Genomic DNA, 14,465 nt, shown 5'->3' on the forward strand with positions numbered 1-14,465 from the left:
TTAACCCCTGTTATGTCCATTTATGGGTGTGAAGTACAATATCGGATCGACGGATCGGATCGTCCGCGCGCTCGGCGGCGCGATATTGGCTGCCGTCGGCGCCGCGACGCTAGCGGGCGCACTCGATTTCGGAACGGCTGCGGGTGCCGTGGCGGTGCTGATCGGGAGTGTCCTCCTCGGGACGGCGTTGACTCAAACCTGTCTTCTGTACCGTATCCTGGGCGTCGATACGTCTGTGTAACCCGACCATGGATACGGAACGATTCCAGAATACGGGACAACCCGACTGGGACTGGTGGGGCAGGCTGTGGCCGACGCCCGGCGCGACGCTCCGTCGCCTCGGGATCGTCCCTGGCCAGTCGCTCGCGGAGGTCGCCTGTGGGAACGGCTACTTCGCGCTCCCCGCCGCCCGAATCACAGATCCCGCACCGGTCTACGCGCTCGATCTCGAGGAATCGCTGCTCGAGGAGTGTGTTCGCCTCGCCGAGTCCCAGGGGATCGAGAACGTCGTCCCCGTTCACGGCGACGCTCGACGGATGGCCCAATTGCTCCCGGAGCGAGTAGACGTCGTCTTAGTCGCGAACACGTTCCACGGGGTCGACGACAAACGGGCGTTCGTCGAACAAGCGGCCGAGTCGCTCCGACCGGGCGGGCGGTTCGTAATCGTGAACTGGCACGACCGGCCGCGTGAAACGACCACCGTCGCGGGCGAACCGCGGGGGCCACCGACCGACCTTCGACTGTCGCCCGACGAGACGAACGCCGTAGTGATCGACGGGGAGGCCTTCTCCCTCGAGGAGCGCGTCGAACTCCCGCCGTATCACTACGCACTCCTATTCGAACACGTCGACGGATGACCACCGGTACCGGTCGGACGCGACCGCCGTTACTCGCTGCCAGGCCGCTCATCAGGGGCGTTCGACACCCAATATTTCACAATTGTCCCAAGATTATTGTCGACTGCCTACGTAGGTCGATCTATGCAACCGAGTCCAACGATGACGCCGATCGAACTCCGGGCGGATATCCCCGCCCTGCAGGAGGGTACCTACCTCAACTTCGGTGCTCACGGTCCTAGTCCGAAGTATGTCGTCGACGCCGCCGACGAGTTCGTCCGCGAACACGAGTACGAGTCGCCGGTCGCGGACGATCCCTACGAGACCGCGTTCCGAGCGTTCGACCGCACTCGAGAGGCAGTCGAATCGTTTGTCGGCGCCGAACCGGACGAGATCGCGCTCACCGAGAGCACGACGGCCGGGATCAACGCCGTCGCGAACGCGATCGAATTGGAGATCCGCGTCGAAAACAAGGTGTAATTGTCGCTCTCAAAACGAGGGCAATGTATAGTGCATACACTGTCAATTGAATGGCTGACCACTATCTCCCGTGGGCACTGGAAAACCAGACTATATCTCCGTGAAAATCGCCTTTTGTTGCTCTCTCATTGTCTGTCGTGCTCACCAACACGTATGACCCTTGCAAAACCAACATGTACGTTTAAATGTGGTCAATTCCGCGAAAAGACAGTACCTGGATCCCGGCTTGGCAAGGACGGGTGGCGCATGACCTATTTGGTCAATACAGTCATACGCGTGTAATTGCAGTCCATGGTGAACAGGTACTGGAGCGCGTCGGGAGCACGGCAACAGTTTCTTAGACAGCGAAAGCGGATCTGTGACTCGTCGTTCAAATATCGTGACGTCAAGAATGAATTTTACAACTGTCCTCTCCGCTTCAATTCAATCATTCTAATGACTTACCTCGACGCTATCGGTGGATTCAATAGAATCTACCGAGATAATTCTCTAATAGAGTCATCGGCTGGAGTCCTCGAATGGCTGTGACCACACCTCATCGAACGATTCCTAACACGCCAGGATCGTCTACCTCGGTCTTAGAATCGTCCTCGACGAGCGCCTAATCGAGGCGCCAGCGAGAATATCGCCTGCATCGTCGGGACGACGCGAATCGATTGGCCGGAGCTTAGCGTAGCTCATGTCGGATTCGTGTAGCTTCCGGTACAGATGTACCGAACGGTACGTAACGCCGTAGCGGTATTCAATGAGTGGGTGAATCTAACGAGCCATCCACGGTTGGCCGTCTTCGAAGAGGAGACAGAGTTACTCGAGTTGTTCGGGCGAGAGCTTCGGCGGCCGACCGCGGCCGAAGCTCGGCCGGAGTCCGTCAACGCTGCCATCCTTCCAATGTGGGGATACTCGAATCCAGTCACCGTTGATGTTATCTAATTACAGGCGTACTGGTGTAATGATGTAGTCGTTACGGATCGGTGTCCCACGCTATTCGATCGTTTATTTCCGAACCATCCAACTGTTCCAACCGTTCCAAACCCAGTTCTATAAGAAGTGGGTAGTAGTCCCGCATCTTTTTCATACCGTCCCCGGTGCTTTCGTGAAGGCGAATACTCGATTTTTTGAATCCGAGTTCGATATCTGCTTTGAGGTCGTCCGGAACGTAAATATAGACCCCGTTCCAATCCTGTTTAATATTCCCCGGTTGCTCAGCGCTTTCATGCTGTTGGGCCTTCTGCTTGGTCTCTGCTGTCTCCCCCGTTTCACTCTGCGTTCGATCCCATTTTTGTTTCGGTACCTCTTCAGTCATTTCAGTTCACCCTCCGAACGTGATCTTCACCTTCTCGCTCATCGTGAAATTGCCATTGTCCGTCGATTCGAACCAGTTTGTCGTTCCAAACCATACAAACTCCGTAACTCTGTAGTAATATAATTGTTGTGGATTATGTATGAATACAGTCATGTTTGGGGAACCCGTCGATACCGCCGGTCGGGGAATTAAAATTCGACGACAGCCTTCGTGACCGATGTCGTCTCGGAAAACGCACCATCGTGCTCTGTCGGTTCGTAGATGGCAGCGGTCAGTTCGTCGAGAAACCAGGACGGGAACTCTCGAAGTCGATCGATTGCCGACTCGAAGTGGCGGCGGTGGGAGGTTACCGAGCCGACCAGTGCCTTGCTGTTGAGGACCATATCGTGGTGAATGGTGCTTCCATCGACTGAAAATTCCCAGCCGGTTTCTGGAACGCCGAGCAGAGCAGCCACGCCGTTTGGACTGAGCGCCCCCACTGACTCGAACGCATGTTTGGCATGGCCGGTAGCTTCGTAGATGAGATCCATCGATTCATACTCATCTGGCACTCGAGGCAGTGGCGTCTCGGTCGAATTGATGTACGTCGCACCGAAGCGTTCAATGATGTCGATCGATCGGTCTGGCCGGTCTCGACGACCCAGGCAATACACTCGGTCGAACGACGAAAGCAGTGGTAGCGTCACGAGTCCAAGGCTTCCGTTTCCAAGAACGAGCGCACTTTCTGGTTCCCACTCGAACGATTGACGACTCTGTCGAGCGTGTTCGATCGCCTTTTCCGAGACGCTGATCGGCTCTAGTAGGAAGCCATACGGTGCGAGACTAGTCGGAATATTGACCAGAAACTCGGCAGGTGAGACGAAATATTCCTGCATGTAGCCGTGATCGCCGACGATTCCCTGTTCAACGTACGTTCCGGGGGGTGCCATGTCCAGTTGATCGTCGCCGTGGTAGCCGCCGGGATCGTTCGGTAGCGGTCGCCGCACGATCGGAACGACAGCATCGCCGACTTCGTATTCGGGTGCCTTCGACTCCGCAACGATGCCGACAGCTTCGTGGCCGAGGACTAGATAATCGTCGCTATCGGGATAGCCACCGTGTGCTCCCCGAAGGACTTCGTGATCGGTTCCATCGATTCCAACGCGATGAGTTTTGACCAGTACCTCTCCGGCGGACGGAGACGGTCGAGGAATGTCGATGAGTGATGGCTCACTCTCACCTCTCCGTACGACAAGCGCTTGCATATCGGTCGGAGAATCGAAAGATGTGTATTTATTTGTTTTGACCGACCTGCTGATATGTCCTCACACTCACTCGAGTGTGGTCCGCTCGACGTTCGTCCCGGGTTCGTCGAGAATCGCGCTGTCGAGTTCAGTTCCGAGACCGGGCCCCGGAGGCGGGCCGAGAACGCCGTCGTCGACAACGTGCGCTGTCGTGATCAGGTTTTGATGCCACCCGGCGTATCGATCGCGGACAGTCTCCATGAGGTAGAGATTTGGAATAGATGTACAAAGATGGGCGGTTGCAAAATGGAGAATGGGTCCGCCGCAGTTGTGGGGGGCGACCGGAATCTGATGCGCCTCGGCGACTGAGGCAATCGCTTTCACTTCGGAGATACCGCCTGTCCAGCAAACGTCGGGCATCGCGATATCGACGACGCCGTGTTCCATCGCCCGAGAGAACTCGTGGCGTCCGATCAGTCGTTCGCTAAGACACAGCGGGGTCGCGGAAAGACCGCGGAGCCGACGGTAGGTCTCGACATCTCCTTTTTTGATCGGATCTTCCACCCAGATCGGGTCGTATGCCGATACCGCTCGGATGATCTTCGATGCCGGCGTTACCGCCCACAGTCCGTGCAGTTCGACGGCGACATCCATTTCGTCGCCGACTGCCTCGTGAATCCGTTCGAGCGGTTCGAGTCCGCGCTGGAGGTCCGTGCGAGAGATGCGTTGACCGCGCGTCCGGTCAGCGAACTCGTCGAACGGCCAGATCTTCATGAACGAGAGGCCCTCGTCGAGCAACGACTCGGCGAGTGCGACCGGTTCGGCGCGGAAGTCGTACGTGGTATCGTAACTCGTATTGTACGTTGGTATCTCGGATCGAGACGGTCCCCCGAGCAGTTCGTAGATCGGTTTCTCCGCCAGTTTGCCGGCGATATCCCACAGGGCGATGTCGAGTGCGCTCATCGCCCGAGTTTCGGCACCGGCATGGCCGTAATAGTTGAAGTACGTGAGGAGGTCGTCTCGAATCGCCTCGATCGAGCGGGGATCGCGACCGAGGACAGTTCTGGCGATCGGTCCGTGAAGAACGGCGGCCTCCACCGATCCGAGTGGGTAGGTCTCGCCCAGACCGATTACGCCATCGTCCGTGTGAAGTCGAACCATCGTGATCTTGATGTCACGTTCGGTGTCGGTCAGCGGCGAATCCGGATCGAACTGTATCGTCTCTATTTCGGTGATCTGCATTCACACTCTCCTCACAGTCCTTGCTCAAAAGGGTTTCTTTGGCCCGATTCGGCGATCGGACGGACGGGCCGTCACTGCGTCGATACTCGATCGTCGTCTCGGTGATGGCTCGATCTCGTCTCGACGTAGTTGACAGCGAAATCCTGCGTCTCGATATTTATATACACTTGCCGCCTCACCTCTCCGTATGGATTCTGAATGGCGATCTGGCCCGCGTATTTCGACGAACTACACGTACCGCGATCTCGAAACGGTCATTATCGAAAATCGACACCTGCGGGTGATGATTCTCACAGAGAAAGGTGGAGACATCCTCGAATTCCGGGACAAACAGACGGACATCGACGTCCTTTGGCACGCCGATCACAACTGGTTCCCGCCGGCCGATCGGTACATTCCGTCGATGGCACCGACGACCTGGCAGGACCACTACCCCGGCGGCTGGCAGGTCAACCTGCCGATCGCCGGTTTTGGGCGCGAAATCGACGGGAACAAATACGGACTCCACGGCGAGAGTGCACTGATTCCGTGGGAAGCGACCGTCGTCAGGGACGACCCCGAAGCGGTCGCTCTCAAATTATCGACCGAACTGAATCGGTATCCGTTCCACGTCGAACGGATACTCACACTGGAGGCGGGCGAATCGACGCTTCAGATCGACGAGACAGTCACGAACTGCGGCGGCGTCGAGCTGGAGTACATCTGGCAACAGCACGTCGCCCTCGGTGCGCCGTTACTGGGCCCGGGCGCCCGACTCGACGTCCCTGCGGTCAGCGGTGTCGTCGAGCAGTATGACGGATCATTCCCCAACGCCAGACTTGCCGAGGGCGAACCGTTCGAGTGGCCGTCTGCCCCCGGCGTCGACGGAGAGACGGTTGACCTGCGGAAAATTCCGCCCAAAGATGCCGGTACACACGATCTGGCGTTCGCGACCGACCTCGAGGAGGGTTGGTGTGCGCTCACGAACCCTGACGTCAATCTCGGCTTTGGCATCACCTTCCCGCTCGACCCCTTCGAGTGTCTGCATTACTGGCAACCGTTTGGCGGCTACGTCGACTCGCCGTTTTTCTGCCGAAACTACAACGTCGGCCTCGAACCGACGACGGCCTATCCGGGTGCATCAATTCCTGACGCCCAGCGGGCGAACGGGACGATGAAAACGATCGACCCAGGAGAATCCGTCTCGGCGTCGTTCGCGGCGACATGTTATCACGGGCTCGAATCAGTGACAGGAATCAATTCCACTGGAACCGTCAGCGGTACGGACGCATAACTGCCTACGCGCCCCTCGGCTGATCAGTGGGGAACGCACCGAGGAGGTAGACGGCTGCGAGACACAGACAGAGCGCGCCGAGGCCGATGGCAAAAGACTGGTAGACGGCGCCGAACGTCAATCCGGCTTCGGTGAGCCAGCCCGTAATGAAACTGCCACTCGCTTCGACGACGACCACGATACCGGTATATACGCCGTAGATGCTCGAGCGGTCTTTCGTTGCAGCAGTTCCCATAATGAACGCATCTATCGCTGGAAACAGGCTGTGAATAACGTATCCGATGATGACCGTCACGAGGACGATCGCGGCGATACTCGTTGCGAGCGTAAGGCCGTAGAGACAGATGCCGAACGTGGCGATGATCGAGATGAGGTAGGGTACCTTTGGAAGCCGGTCCACGAGGTGGCCACTCACCCAGAAGGCGGGAACACCGGCGGCGAACGAGACGGTAAGCAGTATTCGAGCGTGGGTCGGATCGATCGACTTCTCGGCGATGAGATACGAGGGATAAAAATTGAAAACTCCGTTCCAGACCAATCCGATCGCCCCGAACAACGCCACTCCGGCGATAATGACCGGATATCCCCGCTTGAGCGCACCGACGAAATTGCGCTCTCCAATGTCGTAGTCGGGAAGCGACGTCTGATCTCTCGCCAGTTCGGCAAATACGAGTCCACTCACGAGGGTCGCGACTGCGATGACGACGAACGTGGTTCGCCACGGCGCAACGATCAGGACGACGATCACCAGGAGTGGAGCAGTGACGGCAGCGAGTTGGCTGGAGACACCGTGAATTCCGAGTGCACGGCCCGTTCGGAGAGGATAGAGATCGCTGATAAGGGGGATCGCAGCGACGAAGTAGGCGCCGCCCGCAATCCCCATCAGTACGGCGCCGACGGCGAGCATTTCGATTGACGTCGCACTCGCCGTTAGCATCGAGACTCCAGCGAGGGCGATTGACGTCCAGAACACCACTTTCTGCTGAGACACGTACGTCAACGCGTAGCCGACTGGAATCCGAGGAACGGCGCTCCCGAGCCAGACGAGCGACGCGATGAATCCGAGCGTATCGTTGCCGACGTCGAACTCGCTCCCGATCGGTTCCAGCAGGGGTGCAAAGACGATTCGAGACAGGCTGATCATGAACACGAGCCCGCAGAGGGCCGTGAATACTCCCCGTGATGGCATCCCCTGCGTCTTTTGCTGTTAACGAGATATAGCTTCTGTTCGCCGGGTTTGTCGGCCGGAAGACTGCTGTCGTCTGTTGGGATTGGTATGAAAACACTTATCGTATCTTGTGGCCGATCGATACGATGTCTAGCATGACACGAAGTGTTGACTTTCGGTATTCCCCGGAAATCGTACAGACCTGTATTGGGCGCGTCGACGATGAACACAAGACGCTCGTCAGGGAGGACGGGAGCCTCTGTTATGGCTACGTCAGGTCCGACTTCGACCTCGATCGGCAGGAAAACTACGCCGACTACGTCACGCGGGAGCACGTTCCACAGCGTGACAATTTCCAGTTCACCCATCGGCTGACCCCGACGTTCACGCATCGAGACGATCTGGTCGATCGGAGCCAGAGCTACGGCGATCCGGCCGCGGCGATCGTTACGACGACCGAAACCTACGAGGAGACGACGTTCGAGTGGACGGCCTTTGCCTACGAAACCGACGATGTTCGAGCCGACGTGATCCGGTGGTCACTCACTGCGAGCGACGAGTTCGGTCGTGCACCAGCTCGAGTCGAACTCGACCTCGTCGGTCCTGAAGCTGATCTCCCCGAGATTATCGAGACCGAGGGAACGACTGCCTACTGGACGGAAGACGGCTTGCAGCTACCCGGATTGAACCACTACGCGTTCCTCGAGTCAGGCGAGACTCGAGAAGGGGCGTTCGCCATCGTCCTCGAGGGTGACCTCGACCCGGACGACGTCACCGTCGAGTGGGCCGACGACGCCCTCGATCAAACGCGTGAGTACTGGCAGTCGCTCGAACCGTTCCGTAACACGTTCCAGATCCCCGACGACGACATTCAGGCGATGCTGGATTCCTGCGGTCGAAACATCTTGCAGGCCCGTGAAGTCATCGACGGTGTTACCGAGTACCAGGTCGGACCGACCGAGTATCGCGGGCTGTGGGTCGTCGACGGTCACTTCCTTCTCGAGGCCGCCCACATGATGGGACGAAGGGAGTCAGCGTTCGAGCAAGGATTGCTCGCACTGCTTCGCCGGGTGAAGCCGTCGGGCGCGATTCAGGACATTCCGGGCCACGATAAGGAGACGGGGATCGCACTCGCAACATTCGCGCGACAGTGCGAACTGGCCGACGATGACGATCGGTTGGCCGAGCTCTGGCCGTTGATGCACCGTGCTCTCGACTTCCTCGAACACCAACACGAGGTCGCAAACGAGATGGGGCCCGAGTATCCGGCCCAGTCGCTGTTCCCGCCGGCATTCCTTGATGGCGGCATATCTGGCCCCTTCCCCGATTACACGACGCCGCTGTGGATTCTCGTCGGCCTGTCCGAAGCCTACGAGAACGGCAAACGACTCGATCTCGACGAATACGAACGATTCGGCGAATTCTACGAGGAAATACTCGCTGGATTCCACGAGTGTGCCGAACGCGACATGCGCGAAACCGACGACGGCATTCCCTACCTTCCCATGATCATGGAAGACGTCGAGTACAATACACCGCAGTCGGCGACCTGGGCGTTCGCACACGCGATTTACCCGGGCGAGGTGTTCGATGCCGACTCGTCGTACGTGGAAAACCTGCTGGAATTGCTCGATTCGGTCGACGATACGCAAGGTCTTCCGGAGAACACAGGCTGGATCCACGACCAGGCCGTCTGGCCATATTCGGGAATGTTCTACGCACAGGTGTGGCTCTACGCTGGCTACTCGGAGAAAGCGGTCGATTATCTCTACGCCTTCGCGAACCACGCCGCGCCGAGTCGCGTCTGGCGCGAGGAACAGGCACTCGTCGACAGCCACTCCGCTGAGTTCTGCGGAGATATGCCTCACAACTGGGGCTCGGCGGAGTTCATCCGCCTCGTTAGACACCTGCTCGTTGTCGAGATCGATGACGACCTCGAACTGCTTCGCGGCCTCCCCGAAGAGTGGATGCCGACCGATGAGGAGTCGTTGATTCTGGAGGCGACGCCGACGCGTTACGGACCGGTCGATCTCGAACTCTCGCAGGAAGACGACCATCTGACGCTCGACCTTTCGATCGATGCCGGGAACAAGACGCCCGAGACGATCGTCCTGCGATGGGATGGATCGGTCGACGGAACGGGTGTCGAACAGCGGGCGGCCGACGAGTGGATTATCGATTCCGACGGCGTCGTTGACGTCGAACTCCGCCTCGAACGGTAGGCGCCGCGCCCAGACCGTCAACTGACGCGGGCCCGGGTTTTCTTGGTGCTGTAACAGAACTCTGGATTTTCACCGTCTCAGATCGGTATCACACCGGTCTCGCCGCATCCCCGGAAGCAAAAATATATATAATATTAGTTTCATCGTATAGTCGAGGCACTATGAGAGAAGATGCCAATCGGAACCTTGAGGGTGACAACCACGCGTTGTCGCCGCGTAGGCCAGTTAATCGACGCCGCTTCGTGAAAGCAGTTGGTGCAGGGGGTGCGATCTCGCTTGCCGGTTGTCTCGACGACGGCAATGGCACCGGTAGTGGCAATGGTGGCGATAGTGACACTGTCCGCTTCCATACCATCGATCAAATCGGGGACAACGAAGAGGAGTTTTTGGACGCGCTCTATGCGGCTGGACTCCCGGAAGATATCACGGTCGAGATTACGGTGACGGGCGGTGCGACCGACCAGATGCGCGATCAGCTTCAGCAGTGGTTCAACGCCCAGCGATCGGAGCCGGATGTGATGATGGTCGACTTCGGATGGGCAATTCCGTTTATGGAGCGGGGCCACCTGCTAAACTTGTCGGAGGCGCTTGACGATAGCGACGTCGACACGATCGAATCCGAGTTCGTACCGAACCATCTCGACACGATGCGGATGGACGATGACTTGTATGCGATTCCGATGTTCCTCGACATTCCCGCGGTTCACTACCGCAAAGATCTCGTCGAGGCCGCTGGCTACGATCCGGACGGCGAAAACTGGGCAACCGAACCGCTCTCCTGGGAACGGTTCTCCCACGTCGTCGAGGACGCCTACAATGAGGCCGACGTCGACTACGGCTACACGTTCCAGGCAGACGTTTACGAAGGGCTCGCCTGCTGTAACTTCAACGAATTCATCACCACCTGGGGCGGCGCGTTTTTCGGTGGACTCGACAATCTGTTCGGCCCGATCGGCGATAGACCGGTCACGGTCGACGAACAGCCCGTGATCGACTCGATCCGGATGGTTCGGACGTTCATCAACGGGCACGACGACGAGTACGCGCTCGAGGACTTCGCCGGCGATATCTCGCCGGAAGCCGTCGTCGGCTGGACTGAAGAGACGTCCCGGGAACCGTTCGCTAACGGAAACGCCGTTGCCCACCGAAACTGGACGTACGCGATTCCGCTGAACGCCGAGGCCCTGGACGAGGATCAGTACGGCCTGACGCCGATGCCCTACGGTGTCGAGGACGGGCAGGGTAACTACGACGGCACGGGAGGCTCGGCGTCGGCGCTGGGTGGCTGGCAGTACGCCGTTAACGCCTATTCGGGCAATACGGAAAACGCGCTCGAACTCGTTCGGGTTCTCTACTCGGACGCGTTCCTCGAGGAACTGTACCCGATCACCGGCTTCTTCCCACCCAAACCCGAACTGCTGGACTCACCGGAACTGCGATCGCTTCCCGTCGTCGGTGAGTACGTCGAGACGCTGGCCTCGGCGGCAGACCGTGGTCTCATCCCCCGCCCGGCGACGCCGGTCTGGTCCGACCAGTCACCGCAAATCTCCCAGGCGGCGAACGATGCCTACCGGCAGAACCGGAGTCCCGAAGAGGCAATGAGCGGTCTCAAGGAAACGCTAGAGGATATCGAACAATCTGCCTGATCGTCTCTGGTACCGAATACTATGACTATCAGACGAAATCTGTCTAACCGAATCGAGCAGATGAGCGAGACACGGTTCGCGTACCTGCTGCTCGTTCCGACGTTCGCGACGGTCGGTCTCCTCGCGTTCTGGCCCCTCGCGGAGACGCTTCGAATGTCGCTGTACGGCGATAGTCTCCTCGGAACCGAGACGCTCGGTTCGTTCGTCGGTATCGGGAACTACGTCGACCTGCTGACTGGGGCGTCAAATTCGTACCTCACGCGGCCGTTCGTCGACCTCAGCCGCCCGTTCGAGAGTTCGCTCACCGTCACCCTGATTATCGTCGTCGTGAGCGTCGTTGCCGAGACGGTTATCGGCTTTGCACAGGCACTGGTCATCGATCGGCAGTTCAGATACCGACGCTGGATCGTCGTTATCGTGATCCTGCCCTGGACGGTCCCCATCGCCATTCACGGCATGATGTGGTACCTGATGTTCGTTCCGGGGACCGGTTTCGCGACGGAACCGCTCCAGAATCTCGGACTGCTGAGTTCGTCGGTGCCGCTTTCGGACAGCCGGGATGCGACGATTATCGTCATCTTGAGCGACATCTGGAAGACGTCCTCGTTCATGACGATCCTGATCCTGGCCGGGCTGAAGAGCGTCGACCGATCGCTCTACGACGTCGCCAAGGTCGCCGGAGCCACGCGATGGCAGGCTTTCCGGCTGATTACGTTCCCGCTCGTCTTGCCCATCCTGCTCGTTGCATTGCTGTTCCGGACGATGGACGCGATGCGGATTTACGGCTCGATCGAGACGATGACGAGTTGCTCTACCGTGCCGTCGCTGACGTGTCTGGTAGTCACGACGTTCCGGTCGCAACGGTACGGGACGTCGGCGGCCATCGCGTTCGTGACAGCTATGCTGATCGCACTGGTCGTCGGGATCTACCTGGCGAAACTCTCACAACTACGGAACGGGATCTAACATGACTGACCGAACGCACACCGAGACGACCGCGGGAACCGATACCAACTGGGCCCAGTTCATGATCGTGAACCGAGATCGGGTCTACCAGACCTGTTTCTACGTGGGACTGGTGTTCTTCGCGATCTTCGCGCTGTTCCCGTTCTTCTGGCTGTTCGTGCTCGCGCTGACGCCGCAAGGACAGATGGGCGGCGGGTTCTTCCCGAACGAACTGTACTTCAGTTCGTTCGTCGAGATTTTCCAACTCTTGCCGCTACACCGATACATTCTCAACAGCTTCGTTATCGCGGCGCTGACGACGGCGATCGTGCTCGTCATCGGGAGTTTCGCGGGATACGTCTTCGGCCGCTTGCAGTTCCCAGGGCGTCGACCGCTTCTGGTCGTACTCCTGGTCGTGTCCTTCTTCCCGCCAGCGGCGTACATTCTCCCGCTGTTTCGCTTCCTCACGGGGAACGTTGCGGCACTCGGCCTCCGGAGTCCAGACCTGTTTAACACCCCCGGTTCGATGGTGCTCCCGTTCAGTGCGCTGTTCCTTCCGCTGACGATCTTCATCCTCACCAACTTCTACAGCCAGATTCCGGACGGCCTCGAAGACGCTGCGCGGATCGAAGGGACGACGCGGATCGGCGCACTGTATCACGTTATTGCACCTCTTTCGGCACCGGGGATCGCGACGGCTGGAATCCTCACGTTCATCGGGGTCTACAACGAGTTCTTCTTCTCGTTCCTGATGACCGACGGACAAGCCCAGAACTGGGCGCCGCTGCTGTGGGGGATCATCGGCTATCAGACGCAGTACGTCCAGATGTACAACCTCATGGCCGCGGCGAGCATCGTCGGGATTGTTCCCGTCGCGATTCTCGTCGTCGTCGCCCAGGAGAAAATCGTCAGCGGACTCACCGCGGGCGCACTCAAGGAGTAATCAATGGCAGACGTTACACTCGAACACATTACGAAACGGTACGCAGACGTAACGGCAGTCGACGACATGAACCTCGAGATCGAACACGGCGAGTTCGTTACCTTCGTCGGTCCCTCGGGCTGTGGCAAGTCGACGACGATGGACACGATCGCCGGGCTGACGACCCCGTCCGACGGAACCATCCTCATCGGTGACACCGACGTCACCGAGTTGCCGCCGAAAGATCGTGGGGTCTCGATGGTCTTCCAGAACATCGCGTTGTTCCCGCACATGGACGTCTACGAAAACATTTCGTTCGGCCTGCGGCTCAGGAAATTCGACGACGACGAGATCGATCGCCGGGTCGAACGCGCCGCCGAGATCGTTCAACTTGAGGGAATGCTCGATCGGATGCCCGACGAAATGTCGGGTGGCCAGCGCCAACGGGTCGCGATCGCTCGGGCGATCGTTAGAGAGCCCGACGTGTTCTTGATGGACGAACCGCTCGCGAACCTCGACGCCAAACTCCGCGTCCACATGCGAACGGAACTACAACGGTTACACAAGGAACTCGACACGACGATCATCTACGTCACGCACGATCAGGCCGAAGCGATGACGATGTCCGATCGTGTTGCCGTCATCAACGGCGGACAACTTCAGCAGATCGACCCACCGCTTACCTGTTACAACAGACCAGCAAACCAGTTCGTCGCCGGTTTCATCGGCTCTCCCTCGATGAACTTCATCGAGGCTACCGTCGACGGAGACGAACTCGTCAGCGAGAACGTGACCCTGACCGCCGTAGATACCAGCGCGCTCACCGACGGCACGACCGTTACGATCGGTGTCCGCCCTGAAGACATCTACCCCGCCACGGCAGCGGACACACTCGACGCTCCCTCCGAGCCAGTCACTGCACGCGCGGACGTGCTCGAACCGATGGGGAACGAAGTCTTCGTCTACGCGGTTCTCGACGACTCGCCCTCCAACATGCAGACCGAGGCGGGAATCAACGACAGCCAACTGCTGGTGAGTCTCGATCCGGACACACAACTCGAGGCGGACGACGAACTCGAGTTGGTGATCGACCGCTCGAATGTTCACGTCTTCGATGCGTCCGGTGAAGCGGTTTACCACGGTATCGTCGATTCGAGCGCAGCAGCCGTCTCGAACGCGTCCACCGATCCGGAGAGTGCCTGACT

General features: G+C 58.7%; 12 protein-coding genes and 1 pseudogene. 9 read left to right on the forward strand and 4 right to left on the reverse strand.

Translation table 11 applies throughout. The annotated features are described in order from the left end of the window. Positions 1-22: 22 nt before the first annotated feature. From AC6I6L_RS17225 to AC6I6L_RS17235, 3 genes and pseudogenes are all read left to right on the forward strand, one after another. Positions 23-241 (forward strand): YgaP family membrane protein, encoded by a 219-nt coding sequence (locus AC6I6L_RS17225; RefSeq protein WP_497919014.1) that lies wholly within the window; start codon positions 23-25, stop codon positions 239-241. A 7-nt stretch (positions 242-248) separates the two neighbouring features. Beyond that, on the forward strand, positions 249-857 hold the full coding sequence (locus tag AC6I6L_RS17230) for a class I SAM-dependent methyltransferase (protein ID WP_497919015.1): 609 nt from the start codon (positions 249-251) through the stop codon (positions 855-857). A gap of 123 nt (positions 858-980) precedes the next feature. Continuing rightward, positions 981-1,286: pseudogene (locus tag AC6I6L_RS17235) on the forward strand (aminotransferase class V-fold PLP-dependent enzyme); the annotation flags it as partial. 991 nt (positions 1,287-2,277) lie between these two features. On the opposite strand, the gene AC6I6L_RS17240 reads toward AC6I6L_RS17235, so the two are convergent. The 3 genes from AC6I6L_RS17240 to AC6I6L_RS17250 all read right to left on the reverse strand — a co-directional run bounded on the left by AC6I6L_RS17240 (position 2,278) and on the right by AC6I6L_RS17250 (position 5,084). After that, positions 2,278-2,619: a DUF8160 family protein gene (locus tag AC6I6L_RS17240; protein WP_497919016.1), complete on the reverse strand. Its 342-nt coding sequence runs from the start codon at positions 2,617-2,619 to the stop codon at positions 2,278-2,280. Between the two features lie 188 nt (positions 2,620-2,807). Then, positions 2,808-3,863 (reverse strand): glucose 1-dehydrogenase, encoded by a 1,056-nt coding sequence (locus tag AC6I6L_RS17245; RefSeq protein WP_497919017.1) that lies wholly within the window; start codon positions 3,861-3,863, stop codon positions 2,808-2,810. A 66-nt stretch (positions 3,864-3,929) separates the two neighbouring features. Further along, complete coding sequence (locus AC6I6L_RS17250) at positions 3,930-5,084, reverse strand: mandelate racemase/muconate lactonizing enzyme family protein (RefSeq protein ID WP_497919018.1); 1,155 nt, start codon at positions 5,082-5,084, stop codon at positions 3,930-3,932. Between the two features lie 187 nt (positions 5,085-5,271). Here AC6I6L_RS17250 and AC6I6L_RS17255 point away from each other — a divergent pair, with 187 nt between their 5' ends. After that, positions 5,272-6,357: a DUF4432 family protein gene (locus AC6I6L_RS17255; RefSeq protein WP_497919019.1), complete on the forward strand. Its 1,086-nt coding sequence runs from the start codon at positions 5,272-5,274 to the stop codon at positions 6,355-6,357. 4 nt (positions 6,358-6,361) lie between these two features. Here the strand turns inward: AC6I6L_RS17255 and AC6I6L_RS17260 are convergent, their stop codons facing one another. Next, complete coding sequence (locus tag AC6I6L_RS17260) at positions 6,362-7,546, reverse strand: MFS transporter (protein WP_497919020.1); 1,185 nt, start codon at positions 7,544-7,546, stop codon at positions 6,362-6,364. A 134-nt stretch (positions 7,547-7,680) separates the two neighbouring features. Here AC6I6L_RS17260 and AC6I6L_RS17265 point away from each other — a divergent pair, with 134 nt between their 5' ends. From AC6I6L_RS17265 to AC6I6L_RS17285, 5 genes are all read left to right on the forward strand, one after another. Continuing rightward, the gene (locus tag AC6I6L_RS17265; RefSeq protein ID WP_497919021.1) at positions 7,681-9,747 is read left to right on the forward strand and encodes a hypothetical protein; all 2,067 of its coding nucleotides are present in this window, start codon (positions 7,681-7,683) and stop codon (positions 9,745-9,747) included. A 242-nt stretch (positions 9,748-9,989) separates the two neighbouring features. Beyond that, on the forward strand, positions 9,990-11,393 hold the full coding sequence (locus AC6I6L_RS17270; RefSeq protein ID WP_497919022.1) for an extracellular solute-binding protein: 1,404 nt from the start codon (positions 9,990-9,992) through the stop codon (positions 11,391-11,393). Positions 11,394-11,453: 60 nt separating this feature from the next. Then, positions 11,454-12,359 (forward strand): carbohydrate ABC transporter permease, encoded by a 906-nt coding sequence (locus AC6I6L_RS17275; RefSeq protein WP_497919023.1) that lies wholly within the window; start codon positions 11,454-11,456, stop codon positions 12,357-12,359. Between the two features lies 1 nt (position 12,360). Continuing rightward, positions 12,361-13,281 (forward strand): carbohydrate ABC transporter permease, encoded by a 921-nt coding sequence (locus tag AC6I6L_RS17280; protein WP_497919024.1) that lies wholly within the window; start codon positions 12,361-12,363, stop codon positions 13,279-13,281. 3 nt (positions 13,282-13,284) lie between these two features. Continuing rightward, positions 13,285-14,463, forward strand: a complete 1,179-nt coding sequence (locus tag AC6I6L_RS17285; protein WP_497919025.1) for an ABC transporter ATP-binding protein — start codon at positions 13,285-13,287, stop codon at positions 14,461-14,463. Positions 14,464-14,465: the final 2 nt, after the last annotated feature.

Source organism: Halosolutus sp. DAT137 (genome assembly GCF_059736405.1).

Excerpts from the sequence above, each read along its gene's own strand:
- AC6I6L_RS17275 (WP_497919023.1), top strand. The coding sequence starts at position 11,454 with ATGAGCGAGACACGGTTCGCGTACCTGCTGCTCGTTCCGACGTTCGCG.
- AC6I6L_RS17285 (WP_497919025.1), top strand. The coding sequence starts at position 13,285 with ATGGCAGACGTTACACTCGAACACATTACGAAACGGTACGCAGACGTA.
- AC6I6L_RS17245 (WP_497919017.1), bottom strand. The coding sequence starts at position 3,863 with ATGCAAGCGCTTGTCGTACGGAGAGGTGAGAGTGAGCCATCACTCATC.
- AC6I6L_RS17280 (WP_497919024.1), top strand. The coding sequence starts at position 12,361 with ATGACTGACCGAACGCACACCGAGACGACCGCGGGAACCGATACCAAC.
- AC6I6L_RS17250 (WP_497919018.1), bottom strand. The coding sequence starts at position 5,084 with ATGCAGATCACCGAAATAGAGACGATACAGTTCGATCCGGATTCGCCG.
- AC6I6L_RS17230 (WP_497919015.1), top strand. The coding sequence starts at position 249 with ATGGATACGGAACGATTCCAGAATACGGGACAACCCGACTGGGACTGG.
- AC6I6L_RS17260 (WP_497919020.1), bottom strand. The coding sequence starts at position 7,546 with ATGCCATCACGGGGAGTATTCACGGCCCTCTGCGGGCTCGTGTTCATG.
- AC6I6L_RS17265 (WP_497919021.1), top strand. The coding sequence starts at position 7,681 with ATGACACGAAGTGTTGACTTTCGGTATTCCCCGGAAATCGTACAGACC.
- AC6I6L_RS17225 (WP_497919014.1), top strand. The coding sequence starts at position 23 with ATGGGTGTGAAGTACAATATCGGATCGACGGATCGGATCGTCCGCGCG.
- AC6I6L_RS17240 (WP_497919016.1), bottom strand. The coding sequence starts at position 2,619 with ATGACTGAAGAGGTACCGAAACAAAAATGGGATCGAACGCAGAGTGAA.
- AC6I6L_RS17255 (WP_497919019.1), top strand. The coding sequence starts at position 5,272 with ATGGATTCTGAATGGCGATCTGGCCCGCGTATTTCGACGAACTACACG.